Origin of the sequence: Reinekea blandensis MED297 (assembly GCF_000153185.1) — a bacterium.
GTDB lineage: Bacteria > Pseudomonadota > Gammaproteobacteria > Pseudomonadales > Natronospirillaceae > Reinekea > Reinekea blandensis.
In genome coordinates, this window is the sequence record NZ_CH724152.1 from 427,134 (window position 1) to 453,895 (window position 26,762).

21 protein-coding genes are annotated in these 26,762 nt (G+C 54.7%); 4 read left to right on the forward strand and 17 right to left on the reverse strand.

Features of this window, described 5'->3' with window-relative positions; translation table 11 throughout:
• The 15 genes from MED297_RS22325 to MED297_RS13650 form a co-directional block, all read right to left on the reverse strand.
• The coding region (locus MED297_RS22325) for a hypothetical protein (RefSeq protein ID WP_008045846.1) at positions 1-209 on the reverse strand (209 nt) is incomplete at its 3' end.
• Positions 206-1,858 carry an ABC transporter transmembrane domain-containing protein gene (locus MED297_RS13590; protein ID WP_008045847.1) on the reverse strand — a complete coding sequence of 551 codons (1,653 nt, stop codon included), beginning with the start codon at positions 1,856-1,858 and terminating at the stop codon, positions 206-208. The genes MED297_RS13590 and MED297_RS22325, both read right to left, overlap by 4 nt.
• Positions 1,859-1,923: 65 nt before the next feature.
• A complete protein-coding gene (locus MED297_RS21405) occupies positions 1,924-3,375 on the reverse strand; it encodes a diguanylate cyclase domain-containing protein (RefSeq protein ID WP_008045848.1) in 1,452 nt (483 codons plus the stop codon).
• Between the two features lie 55 nt (positions 3,376-3,430).
• The gene (locus MED297_RS13600; protein WP_008045849.1) at positions 3,431-4,498 is read right to left on the reverse strand and encodes an OmpA family protein; all 1,068 of its coding nucleotides are present in this window, start codon (positions 4,496-4,498) and stop codon (positions 3,431-3,433) included.
• Between the two features lie 84 nt (positions 4,499-4,582).
• The gene (locus MED297_RS21910; protein WP_083779434.1) at positions 4,583-4,792 is read right to left on the reverse strand and encodes a cysteine-rich CWC family protein; all 210 of its coding nucleotides are present in this window, start codon (positions 4,790-4,792) and stop codon (positions 4,583-4,585) included.
• Positions 4,793-4,850: 58 nt separating this feature from the next.
• Positions 4,851-6,191 carry an N-succinylarginine dihydrolase gene (gene astB / locus MED297_RS13605; RefSeq protein WP_008045850.1) on the reverse strand — a complete coding sequence of 447 codons (1,341 nt, stop codon included), beginning with the start codon at positions 6,189-6,191 and terminating at the stop codon, positions 4,851-4,853.
• Positions 6,188-7,657 carry a succinylglutamate-semialdehyde dehydrogenase gene (astD, locus tag MED297_RS13610; RefSeq protein ID WP_008045857.1) on the reverse strand — a complete coding sequence of 490 codons (1,470 nt, stop codon included), beginning with the start codon at positions 7,655-7,657 and terminating at the stop codon, positions 6,188-6,190. The genes astB and astD overlap by 4 nt, the downstream gene beginning before the upstream one ends.
• Positions 7,654-8,703, reverse strand: coding sequence for an arginine N-succinyltransferase (gene astA, locus MED297_RS13615; protein ID WP_008045859.1), 1,050 nt, complete (start codon positions 8,701-8,703; stop codon positions 7,654-7,656). The genes astD and astA overlap by 4 nt, the downstream gene beginning before the upstream one ends.
• A 10-nt stretch (positions 8,704-8,713) precedes the next feature.
• Positions 8,714-9,721: an arginine N-succinyltransferase gene (locus tag MED297_RS13620; protein ID WP_008045861.1), complete on the reverse strand. Its 1,008-nt coding sequence runs from the start codon at positions 9,719-9,721 to the stop codon at positions 8,714-8,716.
• 108 nt (positions 9,722-9,829) lie between these two features.
• Positions 9,830-11,038 (reverse strand): aspartate aminotransferase family protein, encoded by a 1,209-nt coding sequence (locus MED297_RS13625; RefSeq protein WP_008045863.1) that lies wholly within the window; start codon positions 11,036-11,038, stop codon positions 9,830-9,832.
• A gap of 226 nt (positions 11,039-11,264) precedes the next feature.
• Entirely contained in the window at positions 11,265-13,124 is a 1,860-nt protein-coding gene (locus MED297_RS13630; RefSeq protein ID WP_008045864.1) for a putative bifunctional diguanylate cyclase/phosphodiesterase, read from the reverse strand.
• 81 nt (positions 13,125-13,205) lie between these two features.
• Positions 13,206-14,165, reverse strand: a complete 960-nt coding sequence (locus tag MED297_RS13635) for a GlxA family transcriptional regulator (protein ID WP_008045866.1) — start codon at positions 14,163-14,165, stop codon at positions 13,206-13,208.
• A gap of 15 nt (positions 14,166-14,180) precedes the next feature.
• Positions 14,181-15,353: a beta-aspartyl-peptidase gene (iadA, locus tag MED297_RS13640; protein WP_154650945.1), complete on the reverse strand. Its 1,173-nt coding sequence runs from the start codon at positions 15,351-15,353 to the stop codon at positions 14,181-14,183.
• A 162-nt stretch (positions 15,354-15,515) separates the two neighbouring features.
• Positions 15,516-16,277: a glycerophosphoryl diester phosphodiesterase gene (locus tag MED297_RS13645; protein ID WP_008045870.1), complete on the reverse strand. Its 762-nt coding sequence runs from the start codon at positions 16,275-16,277 to the stop codon at positions 15,516-15,518.
• 121 nt (positions 16,278-16,398) lie between these two features.
• Positions 16,399-16,947: a GNAT family N-acetyltransferase gene (locus MED297_RS13650; protein WP_008045872.1), complete on the reverse strand. Its 549-nt coding sequence runs from the start codon at positions 16,945-16,947 to the stop codon at positions 16,399-16,401.
• Positions 16,948-16,990: 43 nt separating this feature from the next.
• Here MED297_RS13650 and rraA point away from each other — a divergent pair, with 43 nt between their 5' ends.
• Positions 16,991-17,488 carry a ribonuclease E activity regulator RraA gene (gene rraA, locus MED297_RS13655; protein ID WP_008045873.1) on the forward strand — a complete coding sequence of 166 codons (498 nt, stop codon included), beginning with the start codon at positions 16,991-16,993 and terminating at the stop codon, positions 17,486-17,488.
• Between the two features lie 9 nt (positions 17,489-17,497).
• Here the strand turns inward: rraA and MED297_RS13660 are convergent, their stop codons facing one another.
• On the reverse strand, positions 17,498-18,370 hold the full coding sequence (locus MED297_RS13660; protein ID WP_008045876.1) for a DMT family transporter: 873 nt from the start codon (positions 18,368-18,370) through the stop codon (positions 17,498-17,500).
• A 131-nt stretch (positions 18,371-18,501) separates the two neighbouring features.
• Positions 18,502-19,710, reverse strand: coding sequence for a hypothetical protein (locus tag MED297_RS13665; RefSeq protein ID WP_008045878.1), 1,209 nt, complete (start codon positions 19,708-19,710; stop codon positions 18,502-18,504).
• Between the two features lie 503 nt (positions 19,711-20,213).
• On the opposite strand from MED297_RS13665, the gene adhE reads away from it, so the two are divergent.
• The 3 genes from adhE (at position 20,214) to MED297_RS13680 (ending at position 26,713) form a co-directional block, all read left to right on the forward strand.
• The gene (gene adhE, locus MED297_RS13670) at positions 20,214-22,904 is read left to right on the forward strand and encodes a bifunctional acetaldehyde-CoA/alcohol dehydrogenase (RefSeq protein ID WP_040557247.1); all 2,691 of its coding nucleotides are present in this window, start codon (positions 20,214-20,216) and stop codon (positions 22,902-22,904) included.
• Between the two features lie 348 nt (positions 22,905-23,252).
• Positions 23,253-24,698, forward strand: a complete 1,446-nt coding sequence (locus MED297_RS13675; RefSeq protein ID WP_008045883.1) for a hypothetical protein — start codon at positions 23,253-23,255, stop codon at positions 24,696-24,698.
• Positions 24,699-24,973: 275 nt separating this feature from the next.
• Positions 24,974-26,713 (forward strand): ABC-F family ATP-binding cassette domain-containing protein, encoded by a 1,740-nt coding sequence (locus MED297_RS13680; RefSeq protein ID WP_008045888.1) that lies wholly within the window; start codon positions 24,974-24,976, stop codon positions 26,711-26,713.
• Positions 26,714-26,762: the final 49 nt, after the last annotated feature.

Sequence of the window (26,762 nt, forward strand, 5' to 3'; positions counted from 1 at the left end):
AGCCAGGATTCATCCGTCATGGACAGCGCGTCAATGATCTTGCCTAGCAAGAGCGGGCCGACCAATCCAACACCAGTGGCGGCCATCAGCACCAGAGATGCCCGGATCAGGGCGGCATAGCGATCTCGCGCGAGGGCGGGAATTGAGTCACGGACAGCCTTCATTGAGGCCAATGCAATGGTTTCGGATTCCGGATGTTGACGGCTCATGAGTCGCTTAGCTCCGGTGACACAATTCGGCGATATTCACGGAGTCGTTCGGTAAGTTCCGCATGATGGCCAAGGTGGCGATTACCGTCGTGGTCGATAAAGATCACCTGATCAAGCGCCTGCAGCAAGGTGTCACTGTGGCTGACAATCAGCGTGGTTTGACCGTGGAGTGCCTTGAAGAACCGGGAAATAAACAGGGACTCGGTGTAGGCGTCGAGCGCGCTGGTCGGTTCGGTCAGTATGAGAATGTCAGGATTGGCGACCAGACACCGTGCCAGGGCCACGCGTTGGCGTTGCCCGCCGGACAGGGATTGTCCCCGCGTTCGGATGTGGCCATCGAGCCCGGGGCGTACGGCCAGCTCATCGGCAGCGACGGCCCATAGCGCTTCGGTGAGCGCCGAATCTGTGCGAGGTTGCGGCTGACCGGCCTGAAGGTTGTCGCGTAATTGCCCATGAAACAGGAACGCCTGAGTTTCGCTCAATAAGCTCAGATCCGGTCGTTGATGGGCCAGGTTCGCTTTGATTCGAGTAAGTTCAGGTTCCACTAGCGACGGATCGGCAAACACCAGTCCGGTTTGCCGCCCCAGCCAGTTAAGGTCGGACAAATGAGAATCGGAAGCTTGCGCCGGCTGCTTAGCCGGAGTGTTCAATGTGGTGCACAAGCGATTGGCGGCCGCCAGCGCCCGGGACCATTTATTGCCGACTTCGCCAAAGGTGGCCACCGGAACGACCAGAAAGCCTGCAAAACCAAAGGCTGTGATCAGTTCGCCGACGGACAAATGGCCGCTCAGAACCTGAAAACTGCCGACGGCGACAATAATGCTGACCAGAACACCGGGGATCAGTACGTTAAAGGCATCCCAGCCTGCGTCAAGCCGGGCCACATCGACTGCGGCATTGCGCACCACGCTGGCCTGTCGCCGATACCGGGCCAGGGCAATGGGTTCGGCGCCTAAGCCTTTGAGTATTCGAATGCCGCCGAGTAAATCGGCCGCCAGGGTAGTCAGGTGCGCCATCCGTCCCTGTTCATGCGTGGCTCGGGTTTCCAGCGGTTTCCACAACGGAACCATCAACAGGATCACGGGCGGTAAACCCAACAGGATGATCAATCCCAATGGCACAGAAATCTGCAACAGCAGAATGGCGACCACGATAAAGGTTACTACCGAAGCACTGCCGCGCAGCATTACATCCATGGCAACGCCAATCCGTTGCGCATCAAAGCTCAGATGGTTCATCAGCGTGCCGGGTGAAAACTGCTGTGTAATCTGACTGTTCGAACGCAGCACCCGGCTCATCAGTGTTTCGGTGATCAGGCGTTGGCTGTCGGCATAGAGCCGAACGGCCATCCAATGACGAAGCATACCGAACAGCGCCTCAGAAACGGCCAGACATGCAAACGCAGCTAACCAGAAGATAAAGGCGGCAGGATTAACGACGGCAATGGCGTCATCAATCAGTTGCCCCAGCACCCAGGGAAACAGCGCTTGTGACATCATCCAACCAGAACCCGCCAACATGCCGATGGGCAGTACATAACGGTGGGTACTGATCAGCCAGCGCATCAGTTGCCAGCCGTGGCAGGGCGACGATAAAGGCGCTGGGTAACGGGGAATGCGCTGTGAGGTGGGAGTAATGCCGGCGATCATAGGGTGACCGAAAGGTTATCAAAGCGGCAAGGCTAGCAGGGCGCCGAGCGTTAATCTACCGAAGTTCAGTTTTCTTCGGATGCCTGAGAGGCCTCCTGCTCTGTGGACGGTTTACTCTTTCGGGTCGACTTCACCCGATACATCGCGCGGTCTGCCTGCATCAATAACTGGTCGAGTGAGAGGGTGTCCGGTTCGGCCAGCGTCAGTCCGATACTGACACCGACATTGGCAACATGTTGTTCAACCTGTATGGGTCGTTTTACCGCCGACTCCAGACGGTCGCAAAGTTCATCGAGATCGGATGGGTGACCGGGTGCCGGGAAGACAATGACAAACTCATCGCCGCCAATGCGGGCAATGGCGTCGGTACTTTTCAGGCAGCCCTCAAAACGCTTGGCGATGATGTGCAGCACCAGATCGCCGATGGCGTGGCCGTACTGATCGTTGACCAGTTTGAAACCGTCGAGATCCAGGAACAGGCAGGCAATGGGGTGCTGTTGGTGGCACAGGTGCTGATACCGTTCACTGAGACCGATGCGATTGAGCAGGCCGGTTAATGGATCGGTGGTGGACTGGTTTTTCAGGTTGACCTGTTCAGTAATGTCACTAAGGCTGATCATTCTCAGTTCTTTTGGTGACGTAGAAACCAACGCGGTGCAGACATCAAAATACCGACCGGTCAGTTGAATGTTAGTCAGGCCATTGATGGTGCCCAGCCAACGATGAATGGGCGTACCGATCAGGTCATTCTCCGATTCATCCAGTAACAGGCATGCGGTTTTGTTCGCAAAGACAATGGTTTGCTGAGCATCAATCAGAAAAACACCTTCACGCAGATGTCTGGTCAGTTCCATGAGTTGTTGCTGGGTATGTTTAGTCAGTCGGTTGATGGCGGTCATCCGATAGAGGATGGCGAAAAAATTGATCAGCACGAGGACAAAGATGGATATCTGCGCGAGTCTCAGCCGGTTAATGTTGTTCAGTGAAATGTTTTGAGCATGAATGGTCAGGTCATTCATTAACTCGAGCAACTGGCGACTGCCGCTCGCCGCGAACTGCATCACTTTGTGGGAGTCAGGCACTTCACCCTTGGCAAAGCACTGTTCACAGTCGATGACCGGTTGCCAGATGGACCGGGCATCCGCAATCAGCTGTTGCGCATAATCGTCGGTCAGCGCGTCCAAAGTCACCGGTTTACCGGCGGCATCCAGTGTTTCTCCGCCGTTTTCAAAGGCGTCTAAGGTGTGTTCAAACAGATCAATGTTCGCAATGAGCTGTGTCCGGGAGGCATCGGTCAGCTCGGTATCGGCCATCGTGGTCAGAACGACGAGATCTTTCGCTATACGCTGACTGAGCATGCGCTGGCGACCGGCGAGATTGATCAGTTCAGTGTTGCTTTCCAGTCGTTGACTGAGCGTCAGGTTGATGAACAGCAGCGAAAAGTCGAGCACCAAGAAGGCGGCCACTAAGACAATCAGTGGCAGCTGAAACAGATGGCGTCTGCTGTTAATAAACATCACGGTTATCCCTGTGTTGATGGTTACGATCCGGTGGTGGCCGGCTAAGCCCTTGTTAGCCGGGGGTTTCCTCCAGTACCCGGGTAGTGAACTGATTGGGCAACAAAATCACTTCGATACGTCGGTTTTGTTGGCGTGTCTGAGCCGATGTTTCTTCCACCAAAGGTCTTGTATCGGCGTAACCTACCGCCTGCATTTGATCAGCCGGAATACCTTGCTTTAATAATTCACGAACGGCTGATGCGGCTCTGGCCGCGGACAGCTCCCAGTTGGTTGGGTATTTTTCTGCCGTGGCGGGCGCAATGGTTTGGCTGTCGGTGTGCCCCTGAATGCTGATCAGGTGATTTGGGAAACTGCTCAGCGCTGTCGCTAAGTTAGCCAGGGATTGTCGACCTTCGGCGTTAATGTCGGCCCGACCGGAAGCAAACAGAATGCTCTCAGGAAGTTTGATGGCGGTCGTGCCGTCTTCCAGTTGCGTGACGAGCTTTTCTTTTTCCTGATTCAGCTGACTCAGCTGTGTCTGCAACTGTGCCTCAAGGGCATTCATGGCCGCGGTCTCGGCCGCCATTTCCTGCCGCAGACGCTCGACGGTTTCACTGTAGGTTTCGTTTTCGGCCTGTTCCAATGCCAGTTGTTGACGCGCAGCGAGAAAGCGTTCCTCCGTGGTGGCCGCTTCGTCGAGTGCGCCCTGTTGCTCGGCGATGAGTTGGTTAGCGACCTCGAGATTGGTGTTGATTTCCTGAAGACGCGCTTCCGTTGCGGTCAAAGTGGCCTGAAGCTGTTCAACTTCCTGGTTTTTGGTACTGAGCTGCGCCTGGAGCTGAGATTGTTGGGATTGCACACTGTTTTGGGCGCTGCGCAGCTGATCGAGTTCATTCGTCAGTTGGTTGCGCGCCTGAGTCAGCGTCTGACGTTGCTGTTCCGCAGATTGCAACTGCGATCGTGTTTGTTCCAGTTGCTGTTCCAGACGTGAGACCCGGCTCTGGAGCGCCTGGTTTTCATTTTGTGTGTCGGTCAATTGCTGAGTCTGAGTCCAGTAGAACCAGCTCACTGCGGATCCGGCCACCAGCAGGATGAGACTCAGTGACCAGGCGATCCAGCCGCGTTGCGACGCATACTGCATGAAACACCCCGGAAAATTGGACTGAGATTTCAGTATAGGGGGGATTGGTTAAAAATGCAGCGCCTGTGTCCGGACGTTCGCCGTCTATTCTTTGTCGCAGGTCAGTTGTTCAGCCTTGCTTAACGCCTCTGGCGTGACCTCAGCACACTGACGACACAGGCAGCGGGCGTTGAGGTCGGCCTCCGGGATTTTCTGCCGTTGTGTCTCAGAGATGGTGACAGACATACACCAGCATTGAGTATCGCCCGTGCACTCGTTGGGCTGTTCACAAAGCGGACATTGTTGTTGAGTCATGGTGGTGTTGCCAGTCAGGTAAAACGGCAGTCCGACACGGGGCCGGACTGCCGTTGGATCACAATTGAAACGGGTATATAGAACCGACACCGGTCAGACGCGTCAGTTCATCCAGTGCGTTCCGGCTTTCAATTAACAACTGAGGGTCGGCCAGATCGGCTTGAGTCAATCGATCCCGATAATGACGGTCCACCCAATCGTTCAAGGTGCCATACAATGCGTCAGTCATGATGATGCCTGAATGCATGGCGGCAAATTCCGTCTCGTTGAGGGCGACTCGCAGGCGTAAGCAAGCGGGGCCGCCACCGTTGTTCATCGATTGTTTCAGGTCGAATACCTGTACCTCGTTGATCGGGTTGTCTGTCATGCCGATCAGTCGGTCGAGGTAGTCGGATACGGCGGGAATCTCGCGACACTCGCCGGGCACAATTAACGTCATACTGCCATCGGGCTGCGATAACAACTGACTATTGAATAAATAGGACCGTACGGCGTCGTGAACCGACACTTCGGCGGTGGGAACACAAACCGAAATCAGGTCAGCCCCAGTCAGCTTGCGGTTCAGCTCTTCCAGAACGCGATCGGTGTCGACAAAGGCTTCCTGATGGTAAAACAGCACGTTGCCATTGCCGACCGCGATGACATCGTTGTGGAATACGCCGGCGTCGATCGTTTCCGGTTTCTGCTGTGCGTACACCACGTGTTCGTCAGTGAGACCGTGCAGACGGGCAATCGCCTGACTGGCTTCGAGTGTCTGACGGGCCGGAAAGCGTGTCGGAGCCGGGCGACTTTCGTTGAATGCTTCTTTGCCATAGACAAAGAACTCGACTCCCGGCAGGCCATAACCGGCACAGAAGCGGGTGTGATTGGCGGCCCCTTCATCGCCGAAATAGTCAATGGCCGGCAGCGCCGGGTGGTGTGCAAAGTGGCGTTCATCACGGAAAATCGATTGCAGCATACGCGTGGTGGTTTCGTGCTCAATGGAGCGGTGAAACTTCGCGTTCAGGTTGGCCGCTGTGAAGTGCACCCGTCCGTCGGTCGTATCGGCACTTGGCGAGACGGTGCCGGCATTGGCGGTCCACATGCAGGACGCCGATGAAATGGCACTGAGAATGGCCGGGTTTTCTTTAGCAACTTTGGCCAGGATATCCGCGTCGCTGCCTGAGTATCCGAGCGACTTTAACGCCCAGATGGCGGGGCGTTCGTGCGGCAAGAGAATGCCCTGTTTAAACCCCATATCGGCCAGGGCTTTCATTTTCTGCAGCCCCTGCTTGGCCGCTTCTTTTGGGTTGGACACCGCCGCCTGATTGGACTTGGATGCAATGTTGCCATAGCTCAAGCCAGCGTAGTTGTGAGTCGGGCCAACGAGCCCGTCCAGGTTCATCTCAAAGGCGTTCATAGGTTCATCCCGGGTGACGTGTTGGCCGGCGCCTGCAGCGTTTCAGCTTCCATCGAGGCAACCGGGTAGGCGCAATAGTCCGCCGCGTAGTAAGCACTGGCGCGATGGTTGCCGGAGGCGCCGACACCGCCAAACGGAGCGGCGGAACTGGCTCCGGTGATCGGCTTGTTCCAGTTCACGATACCGGCACGGATGTCTTCCAGAAAAGTCTCGTAACGTTCACGCGAGTTCGACAATAAACCGGCTGACAAGCCAAAACGGGTGTCATTAGCCTTGTCGATCGCGTCTTCAAAGTCGTCGTATCGGTAGACCGACAACAGCGGCCCGAAGTATTCGGTATCGGGTACGTCGGTGGCATCGGTCAGATCAATGATGCCTGGTGTCAGTAAGGCCGTGCCTTCTTCCAATCGGGTCATTTCCAGCAGCATGTTGCCGCCTTTTTCAACCAGGTTTTGTTGTGCTTTCAGCAGTTGGTCGGCGGCGTGCAGAGACACCACGGCACCCATGTATGGCTGTTCTTCATCGTCGTATCGACCAACGGTGAGGTTCAACGTAGCGTCGATCAGTTTTTCCAGAAACGCATCGCCCTTTTCACCGTTCGGGATGAACAGCCGGCGGGCACAGGTGCAGCGTTGCCCGGCAGAAATAAACGCGGAGAACAGAACATGGTGCAGCGCACCGGCTTCGTCGATGTCTTCATCGACGATCAGTGGGTTGTTACCGCCCAGTTCCAGCGCCAGAATTTTTCCGGTATTGCCGCCATACTGTTTGTGAATCAGCTCGCCGGTGGGTACCGAACCGGTGAAGAACAGACCGTCGATGTTCGGGTGATTCGACAAGGCGATGCCGGTCTCGACGGCACCTTGAACCAGATTAATCACGCCATCCGGCAGGCCAGCTTCCGCCCACAGTTTCACGGTTTCTTCGGCCATTTTTGGCGTCTGTTCACTGGGCTTAAATACCACGGTGTTGCCGGCAATCAACGCCGGTACGATGTGACCGTTGGGCAGATGCCCCGGGAAATTGTAGGGGCCGAAAACGGCTACCACGCCGTGCGGACGGTGGCGCAGCACGGCTTGCCCGTCGGGCAGGTCGCTGGCCTTCGTGCCGGTTCGTTCGTGGTAGGCTTTTACCGAAATCTCGATTTTACCCACCATGGCACCGATCTCGGTGCGTGATTCCCATAAGGGTTTTCCGGTTTCACTGCCGATGACATCGGCCAGACGCTCGGTGTTTTCTTTCAACAGTTCGGCGAAGCGACGACAGATCGCGATACGCTCATCCAGGGAATGGCGTTTCCAGGTTTTAAATGCCTGACGTGCGGCTTTGATGGCCGCATCGACATCGTCTGCGGTGGCACTGGTGCCTTCCCAAACGGCCTGTTGAGTCACGGGATTCAGAGACTGAAAGGGTTCGCCGGCACCGGCAAGCCATTGGCCTGCGATGTATTGTGAAGGATGACTCATGATGCATTCTCCGTCGGTCGCAGCGATACCACGCGAACAGTATCGCCTTCGGTTACATTGAGGGTGGAGGCCTGTTTCTGCGTCAGCCAGAGGGTGTCGTCGCCGGCCGCACCGCGACTGACGAGCGTGACCCGAAAGTCGTCGAACTTACGGTTACTGACCAGCAGCAGGCCATGCTTATCGTTGAGATCCGGTAACGGGCCCCGTTCAGAAAGGCCGACTCGTTGGATGTGGCTTTCTTTGACGGCGCGAATGTCTTTGATCTTTGCCGACACGCTGGGCCCGGCATCGAAGATATCGACATAGCCGTTAAAATCGAAGCCTTCGCTTTTCAGCATGGCCAGCGCCGGCTCGGTATGCGGATGCACACGGCCAATGACCGACTGGGCTTCGTCGCTGAGCATGGGCACATAAATCGGAAACTTCGGCATCAGCTCGGCGATAAACGCTTTGTTGCCAAGCCCGGTTAAATAGTCGGCGTCGGAAAATTCCATCTGAAAGAAATGCCGACCGAGGCTGTCCCAGAACGGAGAGCGGCCTTCTTCATCGCTGTAACCACGCATTTCCGCAATGATGTACTCATCGAACAGCTCAGGAAATTCCGCCAGGAACAGATACCGGGAACGGCTCAGCAACTGCCCGTTCTGATCCTTCCGGTAGTCAGGCATCAGGAACAGGGTGGCAATCTCGGAACTGCCGGTCAGGTCGTTACTCAGATAAAGCGTTTGAGTGACTTTGTGCACGCCAATATCGCGTGAAGCGTGGACCGATTTACCGACATGAAAGTTGTACCAGACGTCTTCATGGCCGATGCTCGCTTCCAGAGCGCAGATGCCGGCCACGTCGTTGGTGTCTTCATCCACGAGTGCAAACAGATAGAGGCGATCTTCTTTGGCATTGCTTTGTTCGAAAGACATTAGCGCCTGTTCGAGCTTGGCCTGCATCTTTTGTTTGTTGTCCGGCAGCGAGGTCACGCCGACGCCTGAGTTTTTCGCCAGAATGGTCAGAGCGTCCAGATCGTGTCGCTGTACAGGTCGAATATACACGTCGCTCTCCTTACAGCGGTGAGTAGGCGATCTGATCGCCTTCACGGATGTTTAATGCTTGGCTGATGTCTAACGGCAAGCGGATGGTATCGCCGATACCGTCCACCAGCGTACCGATGACACAACGAAAATCGCTGGTCGATTGATTGCTGATCAGGTATTTCATGCCGCCAATCACCTCAGAAGGTTTGGCCTTTTTAAAGCGGATATTGCTGTAAGTATGGGTGTAGTTCAGCTGACCTTTGAGTACCGGCCCACCGTCAAACGGATCGATAAACTTGGACTTGTGGAAGCCTTCCCGATAGAGCAGCTGACAGATCCGGTTGGCGGCTTCGTGATTGCGTGCAATGTTGCCCGCCGCTTCAGCCGGCAACAGTGGTACGTACACCGGGTGCTGAGGAATCAGCTCGGACATAAAGGTTTTCGTTTTGACGGAGCAGTAGTAGTCCGCTGTCAGGAAATCGAGATCGAAAAACTTACGGCCGACCGCATCCCAAAATGGACAGACACCCTTGTCATCAAAAATGCCCTGAATTTCAACGATGAGTTCCTGATTGAACCGATCCGGGTCGGCGGCCATGTACATCAGCCGCGCACGAGACAGCAGTTCAAACCCGTCCGTATCACGCCACTGTGGATCAATTGAAAAGGAACGTAACAGTGTCCGTCCGGTCAGTTCGTGCGACAGAAACAACACCGGTACCTTGGATGAAATGTTCAGGTGATGCGACGCATGCACGACTTCATCGAGTCGGTAGTTGAAAAACGGATAGCCATTGCCCGCTGAGGCATCGATCCCCGAGGTGCCGACAACGGTGTTGCTGTCGGTATCTTCCAGCACAAAAAGAAAGGACGATGGGCCTTCGGCGCCACTGCGGAACGCGTCGTCAGACTCACTGATTTTCTCGGACAGTTTGTCGCGATCTTTCGGCAGCGTGGTCACCCGTGCGTCGGTTTCGTCGAGCAGACGCTCTATACCGGCCAGATCAACAAAGGTTGAAGGTCGAACGACGAGCATGTAATTTCCTTCTGATGATTAAAAGCCCCCGGCGTCAGTGCAGTCGACTGCATCGGACGTTGCCGGGGAAGTGTAGATGTCGTCAGGCAAGGTTGCGAAAGCGGATGCTTAGCGGCCCAGAACCTGAGCGATGGCGGCATCGAGCTTCGCCAGACCTTCGTCAATGTCCGCATCCGGAATGATCAGGCTGGGTGCAAAACGAATCACGTTCGGTCCAGCGACCAGCATCATCAAACCCTGCTCCAGTGCAGCGCCCAGGAAATCTTTGGCTTTGCCTTGCCATTCGTCCGTCAGTTCTGCGCCAATCAGCAGGCCCAGACCACGGATGTCTTTGAAAATGCCGTACTTTTCATTCAGGGCAGCCAGTCCGGCTTTATAGCGTTCAGACTTCGCCTGGACGGCGTCCAGTACCCCAGGCTTAGTCAGCTCGTCCAATACAGCCAGAGAGACCGAGCAGGCCAGCGGATTGCCGCCATAAGTCGATCCGTGCGTTCCGATGGCCAGGCTTGGGGCAACCGCATCGGTACACAGCATCGCGCCGATCGGGAAACCGCCGCCCAACGCCTTAGCGGTCGACAGAATGTCGGGTGTTACGCCGTAGTGTTCGTAGGCATACAGATGACCGGTTCGGCCAACGCCAGATTGCACCTCATCGAAAATCAGCAGGGCATCGTGTTCGTCACACAGCTGGCGAACCCCTTCGAGGTACTCTTGAGTCGCCGGAGTGACACCGCCTTCCCCTTGAATCGGTTCGACAATCACAGCCGCCGTTTTATCAGAGATCTGGTCGCGCAGCGCAGCGAGGTCGTTGTACGGTACATGGCTGATACCACCGGGTGTGGGTTCAAAGCCTTCTTTGTACTTGGCCTGGCCGCCAACGGAGACGGTAAACAGCGTACGCCCGTGGAACGAGCTGAGTGTGGAAATGATTTCGTGTTTGGCTTCGCCATGGTTGAGGAACGCGTGGCGACGCGCCAGTTTCAGTGCGGCTTCGTTCGCCTCGGCACCGGAGTTACAGAAGAAAACCTTGTCGGCAAACGTCAGGTCAGTCAGCTTTTTCGCCAGGGCAATGGCCGGTTCATTGGTCATGACATTCGACAGGTGCCAGAGCTTTTTGCCTTGTTCAGTGAGCGCATTGACCAGAGCCGGATGGGCATGGCCTAAGGCGTTGACTGCGATGCCGCCCGCAAAGTCTATGTATTCGCGGCCGTCCTGATCCCAGACCCGAGAGCCTTCGCCTTTCACCGGAATGATTTTCCCAGGGGCATAGTTCGGCACCATGACGTCATCGAATTGTTCGCGAGTATGTTCAGTCATCTGTAATTCTCTTTTCGAAAGTGGCTTTGCAGTCAAGGGCATCAGCGGACATTGACCGACTTGCCGTTATTCTAGGAAAAGGCGAATCGGAGTACTTACGCTGACGCGACAATCGATTATAGGCTAACGCCGGTCGATCTGTCCTGTGATCGTTTTTAGTGCAGTTCCCCGCCGGATTCCGGGCGATTGTGTCCGTTCGTGGTCATTAGTCAGAGGTTGAAGCCGCTCAGTTTGCGGAGGTTTGATCCTGAAGACAGGTTTTCAGGGCCGGAATGTCCAATGGCCGACTCCAGAAGTAGCCCTGGCCGTTGGCAATGTCGAGTTGGCGCAATGCTGCGAGCTCCGCCTGGGTTTCAACGCCCTCGACGACGACTTTCAAGCCGAGATCTTTGGCCAGGTTGGTGATGCCGCGCACCAGTGGTAACTGGTCCGGCCGTTCATGAATGTTCTGAATAAAGCTGCGATCGATTTTCAGCGTTTCGAACTGAAGCTTCTGCAGATGTCCGAGGTTGGAGTATCCGGTACCGAAATCATCCAGAAACAGGCCGAAACCGAGTTCGCGGATGGCCTCCACATTCTGGCGAAACGTGTCCATTGATTCGATGATCTGCGACTCCGTCACTTCCAGCTTGAGGTGCGGGGCAAGTTCGATGGCGCGCGGGGTCATGATTCGGCTGGTCAGTCCGGGAAAGCGCAGTTGCACCGGAGACAGGTTCACACTGATGTAGAAGTCAGGGTGAGCCGGCAGAATATCGGCCAGCAACGAGCAGGCTTCTTCTAGGACAAAGCGGGACAGGTCGTTGATCAGGTCGGATTTTTCTGCCAATGAAATAAACTGGTAAGGGGCAATCAGCCCCTTTTGCGGATGTTGCCAGCGAATCAGCGCCTCAGCACCGATGATCTGCTCTTGGTCCATTGAAACAATGGGCTGAAACTGAACCCGGAGCTGACGCTCGACAAGTGCCTGCTGCATGTCGTTCTGGAAGTCGACGCGGTCCTGCAGATCCTGCTCCATGTCCGGATTGTAAAAATGAAAACAGTTTTTGCCGCTTTCTTTAGAGCGATACATGGCGATATCGGCTCGTTTGACCGCCTCCTGGTAACTGTCTGCATCGGTCGGTACGACGACCATACCTATGGATCCGGAACAGTTGATTAATCGCTCATCGACCGTAACCGGCAAGGAAAGGTTGGCGCGCAGTTTTTCGGCAATGGTCACTAAATCGTCAATCTGTTTGATGTTTTCAAGAAACAGCAGAAACTCATCGCCGCCAATCCGGAAAATCTGATCGGTGGTACGCAGCGCTTCCTGCAGTCGGTCAGAGACCTGAACCAGGTACTGATCGCCAACATCGTGGCCTAAGGTATCGTTAACCTCTTTAAACTCATCCAGATCGATAAAAAAGACTGCGGCCAGTGTATCTTCCTGACGGCCCAGCCGTTTGGTCATGGCGTTGAACGCCATTTCAGCGCTCGTCCGATTCGGCAGTCCGGTCAACACATCGTGGTTGGCCAGATAGGTCATTTCCTGATGCGACTGTTCGACCTTGACAATCTCTGTCTGCAGGCCCTCCACCAGTCGGCTGTTGTCTCGAGACATGACATAGGTACCGAAGGCACACAGTAACAGGATGGCAATGATATCGAACGCCGATGATAAACTGTGGCTCGACAGCGACGGATTGAACCACGCGAGTTCACTCAGCCAGCCCATCAGGAATACGTTAAACAAGACGATGGCCACCAGTGGAAAGTAGTATCGATGCCCTCCGATCAGCGCGACAAAGACAAATAAACCCGGCAGGGCAACGACCGCATTATTCTTGATGCCACTGGATGTCCACATGATCAGAATGACCAAGAGGGTCAGTAGTATGGCGAAGACACCGGACGCTACTGTTTGGTGATTGTGACGGATCAGCACCGGAACCGCTGTGGCCAGCAGGCCGATAATGGTAATGAGAGCCATGTCCTGCGGGTCTTGTTCCAATATCCCTTTGCCCAGCATGACAACCAGCAGAAGCTCGGTGGCCCAGAACAGTTGAATAAGGCGGCGTCGCTGAATGTCTACAATGTGGAAAGTCATGGGCGGAGCGTTGTCTTCATCAATGTCATCCGGGAAAGTCTAGCTGAGGCCGGTGAGTCGGCAATTTACAGCGACTTTCGTTTACTTTTCGAGCTGCATTTTCTGATTCAGGCTGCGATCTTCAGAGGGGGTTAGCCCATACTGGTTACGGTAGGCCGTGGAAAAGTGAGCGCCGGATGAAAATCCGCAGCTCAGACCAATATCGGCGATGCTGTCATTGCCTTTAAACAGACGGCGTCGGGCTTCTTCTAAACGGATCTGCAGGTAATAGCGGCTCGGAACCGCATTCATGTGTTTTTTGAATAACCGTTCGAGTTGGCGACGGCTGATGGTGACATGAAACGCGATGTCGTCGGTCGTCAGTGGCTCTTCAATGTTGTTTTCCATCAGTTCGAGCGCTTCGGCCAGCTTTGGCTGTTCTGCCCGCGTTCGTTCACTGAGTTCACGCGGTACCGCCGAGTTCGGAACGCCGAGCCGTTCATTCACGAAATGTTTGGAAATGGCTTCTGCGGTGTCGGCGCCAACGGTTTTTGCGATCCACATCAGCATCAGATCCAAACTGGACGAACCACCGCGGCAGGTCAGGCGATCCCGGTCGATGCAGAACTGTTCACTCGCCAGTAAAATCGATTTGTGTTTTTGTAGCAGCTCATCATAAGACAGCCAGTGCACCACACCGCGATAGCCGTTCAACAAGCCGAGATGGGCAAGCGTGTAGCTGCCGGAGGCTAACCCGCCAAGTGCAGCAGTGCCCTCGCGGGCGAGCAAAAAGGCGTCCAGCTCGGGTGCCGGTGGATGGCGAGCCGGTGTTGTGCCGGCAATGATCCAGACGTCAGCCTTCGGGGCATCATCGAGGGAGTAGTTGGTGTCAATGGCGTTGCCCAGGCTGGACACCGTTTTCCGACCCGCCAAGGCGACCGTGAAGGTCTGAAAAACCGGTTCACCCATCAGCTCGTTACACATAAGCAACGGTTCCATGGCCGAGACATAGGTCATGGATGAATAGCCGGGCAACAGGATAAAACCAATAGACTGTGTCACGTTACAACTTCCTCGTTATTCAAACGTCCCGACTTTGGTCAGGTTGCCATCTTGCATGAACCATTGCCCACCAGCCATCACGCTCTGCAGGGTTAAGTCATCCGGGTTCAAAACCAACAGGTCGGCATCGGCGTTTTCGGCAATCCGGCCTTTGCTATCCAGCTTGAGTATCCGCGCCGGATTGGCGGTCACCGCCTTCAGCACTTGCGACAGGGGCAGCTGTTCGATGAGAACGGCATCGCGCACCTCGTCCAGCAGTGAAGTCATGGAGCCGACCTTCAGACTTTCCAAAACGCCGTCACTGTTGAAATGAGGCAGGCTGGCGTGACCGTCGGTGCTGAAGGTAATTTGTTCGTCGCTGACTCCCTGCTCCAGAGCGAGTTTAAAGGCCTGCGCACATTTCAGCTCGCCGCTGGCCAGAATTTCCGGGGTGCTGCTTGCGGTGAGGTCGAAGCTGCCGCCAAGCGCCGCAAAACGAACGGCATCGTTGAGCAACGCTGGACTGCGGTTAATGTGCGTCGGATAAAACTGACTGAGCGGAATGTTGCTGTGTTCAGCCACGTCAAACAGGGTGCTGAGCCGGTCATCGCCATCACCGACATGGACGCTGACGATTCCGGCTTTGCCCGAACAAAGCCCGCCTACGCGCGCATCGGCCGCTACCCGCGCCAGTTCCCGCCAGCTCATCTGACTGCCACGGTGATCGGCAATGGCAATTTCACCGATGCCGATGCATTCGTCGATGAGCATGATGTCTTGTTGCACCGAGCCGGTCAGCGTCTTCACCGGGTAATGATAGTTGCCGGTGTAGAAATAAGCCGATAAGCCTTCGTCCCGCAGAGCTTTGACTTTGGCGACCAGTTCCTGATGTGTGCGGCAGACCGCATCGGTACCCAAGGCGCCGGTGACGGTGGTCACGCCGCCTTTAACAGCGTCGCTGACCTGCATTTCCGGCGTACGGGTGGCAAAACCACCTTCACCACCACCACCGGTAATATGCGTCAGGGTGTCAACGAAACCGGGGCAGACGATGGCCTGCCGGCAGTCGGTTTCGGTAATCGGCAGGTTCTTTGGCGTTTGGATGTCAGGTGCAATGGCGAGAATGACGCCACCGCCGATCAGAATGTCCTGACAACCCAGGTCATCGGGTGCATAGACGCGCGCATTACGCAGCACATGCATAGTCATGAATCGGTCCTAGAATCTCTCTATCGGGGGCGGGGTATGGCCCCTCGGTATTATTATCGGGAAACAGGCCGCAGATCATAACAGGCCGGAGACAATAACCAAGCCAAGTGAGGCGTAAGGGCGCATATTTGTAGATGGATGTCTGTCAGCTGGGCAACCCGTTCAGCGAACGGGTAAGCCGTGTTGATCGGCCAGTGCACGCATGTCATCGGCGTGGGCCCGATCACAAAAGACGCCACGGACTCCCCAGGTCAGCAATCGCTCAAAGGTCACCGTGTCGTTCACGGTATAGCAATAGAGCGGCCAGTGCCCGATGACGGCCTTGGCCTGTGTTTCGGTTAAGCGGGACTGATCACAGTGGATGCTTTGCGGCTGAATGTCCTGCACGACGGTGGCGATATCGGCGGGTAAGTCTTCAAACAGAACGCCCAGCGATATCGCTGAATCGCACTGTCGCAGCAGAGCCAGAGCGCTCAGATCGAAGCTGGAAATCAGCAGACGGCTGTGTTTCAGGGGTTGATCGTTGAGGGTTCTCAGGACGGCATTGACCTGGTCTTCCGTGTCCAGATCCGGATGAACTTTAATTTCCAGATTAACGTTTAACGCCAGCTCGTCAGCCAGCTTCAGAAAATCGGCGAACAGGAGCAGGGGCTCACCGGCGAACGCCTTCGAGTGCCAGGAGCCGGCATCCACTTGCATCAGCTCCGCTTTGGTGAGTTCGGTGAGTGCTCGATCGGATTGGCCGAAACGAGACAGAGTGAGGTCGTGCATCATCACCAGCGTGCCATCACCGGCCATGGTGACATCGACTTCGATCCAGCTGATCCGGTGTTCTGCGGCACACCGTACGCTGGCGGCGGTGTTTTCGGGCGCCAACAGAGGGAGTCCTCGGTGGCCAATCAGGGCTGGCATGGGTTGAGACATCGGCAATCCTTTACGCTGTTAAAAATTGATACTAATGATGGTTTGTTAGTGGGAAAGTATAGTATCAATAGTCTCATTTTTCAGCCGTATCGAACGGCTTTGCATTCTGTTTGCACTTGCCTCAGTTTTCACGCCAGCTGGGGTTTGTCAGAGCCGTTAAGACGTGATCGGCCCATTCGCCGTCAACGCGCAGATAATCACGTGCCATGCCTTCGCGTACAAAGCCCAGTTTTTGCAAAACCCGCTCACTGGCGACATTGTCGGGGCGGTAGTTGGCCATCAACCGGTGCAGGTTGAGTGCGGAGAAGGCAAAGGCGACGATTTCTTCCAGGGCTTCGGTCATCAGCCCCTGTCCCTGACAATGCTCCGCCAGGTTGTAGCCAAGGTAGGCGGCCTGAAACGCACCACGAACGATGTTGCTGATCCCGGCAACGCCAATCAGCTGTTCCTCCTGTAACAGAAAAAACCGGACTTCCCGGCCCTCCTGAACCTGGGTCAGCCAGTTATCCCGAACCGCGCGCACTTCTTCCGGGGTTTCCGGTACGCGACCGCCGGCAAAACGCAGGTGTTCGCGGTTCAGGGTAAAATAGTCGATCAGGTCGCGGGTATTGATATCGCTGATACCAACAATTGTCAGCCGAGATGTGTGCAGCAGCAGGGAGTGTGTCATGATATTTTTAAAATATAGAGAAGATTGATGCGGAGAGAGTTTAATGTGGAATACACCCGATATCTGTGATGATTACCCGACTCAGGTGACCCCGTTGGCGCCACTTTACCAGAATTTTGGCGGCGTAAAAGCGTTCAGCGGCGAAGTTGAAACCGTTAAATGCTTTGAAGACAACTCGCGGGTTAAAGAGTTGCTGTCCACACCGGGGCATGGACGGGTGCTGGTGGTCGACGGTGGCGCATCGCTGCGCTGTGCATTGATTGGCGATCTGATCGCCGCCAGTGCCATTGAAAACGGCTGGTCGGGTATCGTGATCCGCGGCTGTTGCCGTGACGTGCATGAGTTACAGACGATGCCTTTTGGTGTTCGTGCACTGGCGTCGATTCCGCTGAAATCCACGCGTAAAGGCGCCGGAGAAAGTGGTGTGACGATCGATATGGATGGCGTCGAAGTGCGACCCGGCATGTGGTTGTATGCCGATGAAACCGGCATGCTGATCAGCGATGAATCGCTGCCGATCGAAACCGGTCACCGCGACTGATTTGGATGTTCAGGCCTTGCGCTTGGACAGCCAAACCCCTCCGATGATTAATCCGAGCCCTGCAAAGGTTTGCCATTGCAGAGGCTCTTTCAGTATCCAGCTGATCAGAAACAGGCTGATCAAGGGCGACAGGAAAATCAGCGTCCCGATTTGGGCCGCTCGCTGAGTCAGCGACAGGGCCTGTTGCCACAGCATGAACGTAATGCCCATTTCAAATAACCCGACATAAACCAGACTGAGCAGAGACGGCACGGTCAGGCTGAGGCTTTGACCGGTGATGATGAGCAGTAAGGCCAGAAACGGGGTGGCCAACAGAAAGTTGTGGAATAACTGAACCAGTGGTTCGACGGCACTGCGGGTGTTGAGAAGCCAGAACGCCGCCCAAAGCAGTGTGGAGATTAAGGCCAGCGTAAGACCAATACCATCGAGGGACCCGGTGATGTTTTTCCCGGCGATGGAAATCACCACAACCCCTGAGTAGCCCAACAGTAAGCCGGCCAGATCAAAGCGGGTTAACCGATGTTTTAGGATCGGTACGCTCAGTAACGCCAGTGTGATCGCCCAGGTGTAATTAACCGGCTGAGCGACTTGAGCCGGGAGTCGTCGGTAGGCTTCAAACAACACCAGATAATAGATCACCGGGTTGATGGCACCGAGCAGTGTCGTGGTTTTCAGATTGTGGCGCAGTTGGAACACGGCCGTTTTCAAACGACCCTGACGATACAGCGTGGCCGCAAGCGCCAGCAGAGACGTCAGGCTGGCGCCAAACAGCAGTGCTGGCACGCTGTTGTACTGCAATGCCAGTTTGAACGCGGTGGCAACCGTTGACCATAGCAGGACCGCCGCCAACGCAAAGAACAACGCTTTTCGTTCAGGATGCACACAAGACTCCGGCTGAGAAAATGACGTTCCGGCCCGGGGACCAGGCCGCAGAGCCCGACATCATAACGGGGTCAATGACAGCTGAACAGCCACCCCCGTTCGATGCAGGTGGCTGTTTATCTCAGCGGTTGTCAGAATTGAAGCTCGAGATAGAACCCACTCGAGAGTTTGTCAAAAGCACTGTCCGTTTCCAGGAACTTCCAGGTGAACATCCAGCCGATGTTCATGCCATGTGAGTTGGTTTTCAGGTTAACGGTCGCCTGTGGGTAGTTTTGGGATTGAAAGCTGCGCGGCGTACAGCCATCACAATCGGGTGCGACAATGCCCTGATAAGGACTGGCATCCACGTAATAAAGCATGTTCTCCACCGTGATGCCCCGATTTGCCCACAGCCGATACCCCATACCGATGCCCAGCGTTTCATAGGTTTGTTTGCTGTTGTGCACGTTATCGTGGTTGTCGCCGATGCCCAGTCGATCGATGCCCTGGAAGACACTGAATCCAACCCGGTTGTTGGCCCAAAGCCCGGCTCCCCAGCGCTTACTGCTGATAGCCAGCGCATCGGTGGCCGCTTCGTCGTTACCGTCCCAAGTGTAAAACAGGGTGACATCCATGACATCCGGATCCGAGCTGACTTTTTTATTGCTGTCTTCAGCGCGGTTTGATTCAAGCTCGTCCGCAGAGGTGGTGGACGTTTCTGGCTTGACCGGCGGTCGGTCCCAGCTGCGGTGCAGGGTAATGGACGCGTTATCAACGTCGTCATCGACCAGTTCAAAGTAAAATGTGCCATCGGCGGTCACATCTAGATAGCGGTCCTGGAAACGGTCGCGTTGCCATCCCTCAAAATCGACATAGCGAAAGGTCAATGTATCGATTGAACCATGCGTAGCGGAGAGCTTAACGCGAAGCTGATCGGCGGCTTGCCCGACAATGTCGGACCAGCACAGGTCACTGCTCTTATTGTCCGGACAGCGTGCCTCAAAGACCCCTGAAATCGACTTTTCCTGACCGAGCAGTACATGTGCCTCATGGATTGGTTGAGCGGTCCAGGTACCGGTGACCTCACAAATGGTCTGATTGTCGACGCCCGGACGCCGTTTCTGTTCACTGGACTCGAGCGTCAAGCGGAACGCTTGGCGAAAATGCTCCCGGGCTTGCAAGTTTGCTTCGTCCTCGGCCCGGGTCATCGCATTGAGGCAGGCGTTGTCGGGGTTGGCGTGTTCGTCGCTGGCTTTAACCGTGGTACGGAATGGCGGTGTTTCCGTGGACTCTGTGGTCGCGCCCGCCGCGGCCGTGAAAACGCTGAAAGCAATGAAAATCGCAACAGTCAGCCGTGTCATGATGGTTCTCCCTGTTATCTGCGCAGACAGCTTACGTCTGCGAAGCTGAACCTATCGTGAACCGCGGGACCGGGACAGTGCCATCGGTCCTGAAATGGTGTCGGTTACCGAGTCGGAATCGTGCGGAAATGGGACCCATTCTCACGATGTTCGAGTCCGACGTTCAAGAAATTGAAAATGAATAACAAAAAAGGCGCTCAGCGCTTTTGAAAAGATGGAAATGAGTGCTATTTTTGTTTTCGGGTGATCGGCTTGAAAGTGTTGATTTATAAGGCTTTACGATAATTAGCTAATGCTCATGTAGGTGCAAAGTGATTTGAGTCAATTTTTCATTTTGTAGTTTTCTTACACTTTCCTCGTACCCCGATTTTGGTACACCCCAGTGCGGTTTGACCGCTGCTCTAATCACAGAGTCTCGCTCAAAACACACCTCGGTCTGACAGGATCCAACACACTTTGTTCTGTCACCCGATAGCCCTTTTCAACTTACTGGAGGTAACACCATGACTAACCAAGCGAATCCCGTCCTTGTGGAACTGGACGCCTTAGTCGAACGCGTGAAAGCAGCGCAGAAAATCTACGCCAGCTTCACTCAAGAACAAGTCGACGCGATCTTTCGCGCTGCAGCCCTGGCGGCTGCCGATGCCCGTATTCCTCTGGCCAAAATGGCTGCTGAAGAATCTGGCATGGGTGTCGTAGAAGATAAAGTGATTAAAAACCACTTTGCATCTGAGTACATCTACAACAAGTACAAAGATGAAAAAACCTGCGGCATTCTGGAAGTCGACGACGAGTTCGGTACCATGACCATTGCGGAACCAACCGGTATCATCTGCGGTATCGTTCCGACCACCAACCCAACGTCAACCGCGATCTTCAAAGCGCTGATCTCTCTGAAGACCCGTAACGGCATCATCTTCTCGCCACACCCACGCGCCAAGAAAGCAACCTGCTATGCAGCGAAGCTGGTATTGGACGCGGCGGTTGCTGCGGGTGCACCGAAAGACATCATCGGTTACATCGAAGAGCCATCAGTCGAAGCGTCTAACGCCCTGATGAAGCACGAAGACATCAACCTGATTCTCGCCACGGGTGGTCCGGGTATGGTGAAAGCGGCTTACTCTTCTGGTAAGCCAGCAATCGGTGTTGGTGCTGGTAACACCCCGGTTGTGATCGACGAAACTGCAGACATCAAACGTGCCGTTTCTTCTATCCTGATGTCGAAAACCTTCGACAACGGTGTGGTCTGTGCATCTGAGCAAGCCGTTATCGTTATGGACGAAGTTTACGATGCCGTTAAAGAGCGTTTCGCAAACTACGGTGGTTACATTCTGTCTAAAGAAGAAGCCGACAAAGTACGTCGCGTCATTCTGATCAACGGCGCTCTGAACGCGAAAATCGTTGGTCAGTCTGCAATCACCATCGCGGAAATGGCCGGTATCACTGTTCCTCCATACACCAAAGTTCTGATTGGTGAAGGTGCGGAACTGAACGAAGCTGAAGAATTTGCTCACGAGAAACTGTCCCCAACGCTGGGTATGTTCCGTGCCAGCAGCTTCGAAGACGCCGTTGAAAAAGCCGTTAAGATGGTTGAGATGGGCGGTATTGGTCACACCTCATGCCTGTACACAGACCAGGATGCTAACGACGACCGTATCCGTCTGTTCGGCGACAAGATGAAGACCGCGCGTATTCTGTTGAACACGCCAACCTCTCACGGTGGTATCGGTGACCTGTATAACTTCGCATTGGCACCGTCTCTGACGCTGGGTTGTGGTTCCTGGGGTGGTAACTCCATCTCTGAAAACGTTGGACCAAAACACCTCATCAACAAGAAAACCGTTGCGAAAAGGGCTGAAAACATGCTGTGGCACAAACTTCCGAAGTCAATCTACTTCCGTCGTGGTGCAATGGCGGTTGCCATGGACGATCTGGCCGACAAAAAACGTGCCTGTATCGTTACCGACAAGTTCCTGTTCAACAACACGCCTTACATTGATGAGCTGACTCAGCTGCTGAAAGACAAAGGTATTGAAGTTGAAGTGTTCTACGAAGTAGAAGCCGATCCAACACTGAGCATCGTGCGCAAGGGTGCTGAAGTTCTGAAGAGCTTCCAGCCAGACGTTATCATCGCTGTTGGTGGTGGTTCACCAATGGACGCCGCGAAGATCATGTGGGTTATGTACGAACACCCAGAAGTCGCCTTCGAAGAACTGGCACTGCGCTTCATGGATATCCGTAAGCGTATCTACAAGTTCCCGAAAATGGGTGCCAAAGCCGACATGGTGGCGATTACCACCACTTCCGGTACCGGTTCTGAAGTGACACCATTTGCGGTTGTGACTGATGACGCGACTGGCATGAAGTACCCACTGGCGGACTACGAACTGACACCAAACATGGCGATTGTTGATGCCAACCTGGTGATGGATATGCCGAAAGGTCTGACAGCCTTCGGTGGTTACGACGCCGTGACCCACGCGATGGAAGCTTACGTGTCTATCCTGGCGAACGAGTACTCAGACGGACAGGCGCTGCAAGCCCTGAAGATCCTGAAAGAGTATCTGCCGAGCTCATACAAGAACGGTTCTGCCGATCCGGTAGCGCGTGAGAAAGTCCACAACGCTGCGACCATCGCCGGCATCTCGTTTGCGAACGCGTTCTTGGGTATCTGTCACTCCATGGCGCACAAACTGGGTGCGGAGTTCCACATCCCACACGGTCTGGCGAACGCTCTGTTGTTGACCAACACTATCCGCTTCAACGCGACGAACCTGCCAACAAAACAGGCAGCATTCTCGCAGTACGACCGTCCGAACGCTCTGCGTCGTTACGGTGAAGTGGCGGCACACCTGGGCTTCAATCAGGAGCACACCGTGGACCGAGTCGAAGCCATGCTGGTTTGGTTGGATGAACTGAAGAAAGATCTGGACATCCCGATGTCGATCCGCGACGCCGGTGTTAACGAAGCCGACTTCCTGGCGAAAGTTGACAAGCTTGCGGAAGAAGCATTCGACGATCAGTGTACTGGTGCGAACCCGCGCTACCCGCTGATCAGCGAGCTGAAGCAGATCCTGATCGACTCTTACTACGGTCGTCCGTATGTTGAGAGCTACGAGCGTGATCAAATCGAAGGCGCGTTGAAAGAAGACGCACCTAAGAAAGCGACTAAAAAAGGTAAAGCGAAAGCCTGAACCTGAGTCGGTTAAAAGGTTACCGGAATAGTCGACGGTAACCTGACCCTGAAAGACCATCTAAGCAGATGGTCTTTTTTTTGCCCGTAATTTTTTACACCTGCTCATCTTTTAATTCTGGCGGTTGAGGTTTAATAACCAACATTCAGGCTATCAATAAACATGAGTGTCTACACCGCCTTCAGTTCATAACGACCCGATATTGAGAATCATTGTTGAATAAACCGATTCAGTGCGTAGAAGAGTTTCGCTTTCCTGCGATTCACTGTTAGTGGTAGTGCCTTCGTTCTGCTGAGAGTCGGAACGAAAACCTGAATACAAACACAATAAAAAGCAAAAGGTTGTTCAATGAAACTACGCACTTTGGCGAGCGCCGTCGCGCTTGCGTCTTTATCCGTCCCTGTGTTCGCCGCGGATGACCTGGCATCGTTCTGGGAAGAATCCACTCTGGATCTGACATTGCGATCCGCTTACGTGAAGCTGGATCCGAATGATGTCGAGATTGATACCGAATACGATCTGGCCACCGCCGCCGGACTGTTGGTTCAACTGAGCCCAGCTCAGGCGGCAGAGGTCATCACCAATGCTCAAAATGCCGGTTACGCTGGTGGAACGAATGCCTCCAATCCAGCCGATGTTGCGGCGGCTATTAATTACCTCGATACCAACTTTACCGGTGGCGCAACCCTGGCCAATGTCAATGCCGGGATCAACAGCGGACTGGAAGACGCCGTTGAAGCCGGTGGCGCCCTCGATCAAGCCGGCAGTGCTGCCTGGCTGCAGTTTGAATCAGCGTACCTTTTTGACGTGATCGGTTTTGATTTCGGACTGCAAGGCGCCGTCGCCCATTTCAAAGAAGACGAGTCAGAGAATCTGATCATCGCCAGTCAGGACGATGACAGTTATCAGCGCATCAGTACGGCCCGGCTAAAATTGCGTTATGGCAGTGATGACCTCTATGCCAAAGGGTATTACGGCCGGTTCAGCGACGCGGACGAAACTGACTATCTGATGGATACCACCGACATGGGCTATGGCGTCAGTGCACACGCCGGCGGTATCAGCCTGAGTTATGACGTCGTGACGGCCTCGGCCGGTAAAACCGAAAGTGATTTGACGGATTACGATACCAATGAGGAAACCATCGAGCTGGCTTATGACAGTGACGTGGGTAACGCCAGCTATACCTTTGATTTGGTGCGCGACGTCAGTCAGAAGCACAGTGTCACTGCCGCGTCCGGCGTGCCGTTATCAATGTTAGGTCTGCCGGTCTCAGCCGATAAAAACATGGACTATCTGTTGCTGGCTCAGGTTGATTGGGCTCAGGAGACTCTGGAAAGTAACGAGGACTACACCGGGCAACAGTACGAGCTGACGCTGGCCGCGAAGCTTGATGGCATCGTTCTGGCGTTCTCGTATAACCAGGCGGGTGAAGACGGTGGCGCTGATGTTGAGAATCTGGTCGATAATGCCTTAATCAACGATTACGACCTGCCGTCTCAGCGGACGCTGACATACGTGGCACGGTTAGACAGTGCAATGCTCGGACTGAATGGCCTGACCATCAGTGCGGTGCATCTGAACAGTTCCAATATCGACATGGATGCAACGGAAACGAACTATCAGCTGACCGGTGATGACAGCTTTACCGAGACCTTGGTCGATGCGCGATACACCTTTGGCGGCGACACCCTGCTCAATGGTCTGTCGATCCGCGGGATTTATGGCATGGAAACCAACCAGGCCAATGTGTCTGGCTTCGGAGCCTATCTGGACTACAAACGCTCGTTTTGATGGTTAAGTAATAACCTTCTTATCCTGAACAGGGCGGTCGTATTGGCCGCCCTGATTGGCATTCGCCCGGAGTCGGGGTAAACTTCGCTCACCACTCACCAATAAAAGGAGCTCCACATGCAGTCCGCTGCAGTTATGTGTGTATTAAGTTACGCATACCATCTTGGAGACCCACGCTCAGCAATTCTGGCCGCTTAACGCACAGAGTTCGCTGAATCTCATATCACTTCTCAGTGTTCATCTGTGCTTCGTATCGAATTGCACACAGGTGAGTTATGTCTTTAATTTCTTTGTTTGACGTGTCCTATCAGGCGGGCACTAAAGCACTTTTTTCTCAGTTATCCGTTTCAATTGAACCCGGTGACCGTATTGGTCTGGTGGGGCATAACGGTTCTGGTAAATCGACGTTGCTGGCATTGATGGCCGGTGACATCGCGCCCGATGATGGTCGGGTACAGCGCCAACGCGGGCTGGTGATTGGTCGGGTCGAGCAGTTTCTACCCGATGCCTTACTTGAGTTCCGGCTGTTGGATGCGGTGACAGAGGTGTTGCCGCCTTCCCGGCGTTTGAGTGAGCAGTTTCGGGTTGAAAGTCTGCTTTCAGAGTTGGGGTTTACCGAAGCACAATGGTGCTTGCCGATGCAGAGTCTCAGTGGCGGGCAGAAAAACCTCGCCCTCTTTGCCCGTGCCGTGCTGCTGGAACCGGAGTTGTTGCTCTTGGATGAGCCCGGTAACCACATGGACAGTTCTGCCATGTGGGCACTGAAAACCTACTTACAGAAACCGGATGTCCCGGGGTTTATTATGATTTCGCACGACCGGGATCTGCTCGACAGCGTGACCGATCGGACCTTGTGGCTGCGGGATGAGCGTATTTACAGTTTTAACCGCCCCTACAGTGACGCCAAAATCCGCTTGGCGGAACAGGACGAGGCGGCAGCCCGAACACGAAAAGCGGAAGAGCAGCAGATCGATAAACTGCAACGCAGTGCCAAGCGTCTGGCGCACTGGGGAAAGGTCTATGACAACGAAGACCTGGCCCGTAAAGCCAAGACGATGGAAAAACGCATTGATCGTCTGGAAGCGGAAAAAACCTTTGTTTCGCAGGGTTCCGGACTGTCCCTGACGGTCGATGCCGAACTGCTGAAAGCCCGGCAGATGTTTATTCTGGAAAATGAATGGGTGACGGCGCCCGACGGTTCTGAGTTGTTTCGTATTGATGAGCTGCTGTTGAAACCCGGGGATCGGGTGGCCTTACTCGGGGTGAATGGTGCCGGTAAATCGAGCGCGATCCGTAAGTTGATTCACGCGCATCAGACGCCACAGGATCAGCAAACCACGACGCGGTTTAATCCGAATGTGCGGCTTGGCTACTTTGATCAGGAGTTGGAGCGGTTCGAGACCGATCAGTCGATACAGGACTGGGTGCGGGAGCAAACCGCAGCCGGTGACGACGATATTCGTCAGTCGCTGATTCACTGGGGGTTCCCGTACCTTGACCATGGTCGGTCGGTGCGGGTCCTCAGCGGTGGGGAAAAAGCGCGACTGTTGTTGCTGACCTTTCAGTTGGATCAGCCGAACCTGCTGATTATGGATGAGCCGACCAACCATATTGATTTGCAGGGCAAAGAAGAGTTGGAAGCGGATCTGACCCAGTCTGGATTGACGCTGTTGTTCACCTCTCACGACCGTCGCTTTATCGAGCGGGTCGCGACCCGGTTATGGTGGATTCATCAGGGGCAGCTGTTGGAAATCCATGATTTGAGTCGTTACGATGACGCCTTTGCCGCGTCAGCCAATGCTTCAATGTCGCAGCCTTCAACCGGGCAGCCAGTGGTCAACGGAGGTGAAGCGGCGTTGTCGGAGGACCACCCCGATCGCCTCTTAGAACGGATCGTTGAACTGGAGCAGTTGCTGGCAGACGATCAGGCCCGTAAGCCGAAGTTTCAGAAACCTCAGCGGCAGGCGCAATGGCAGGCCGAAATTGATCAGCTGATGCGTCAACTTGATCACTAACCCTCGTGGGCCGATCTCAGGGTCGGCCCACCAGTGACCGACTTTGGGA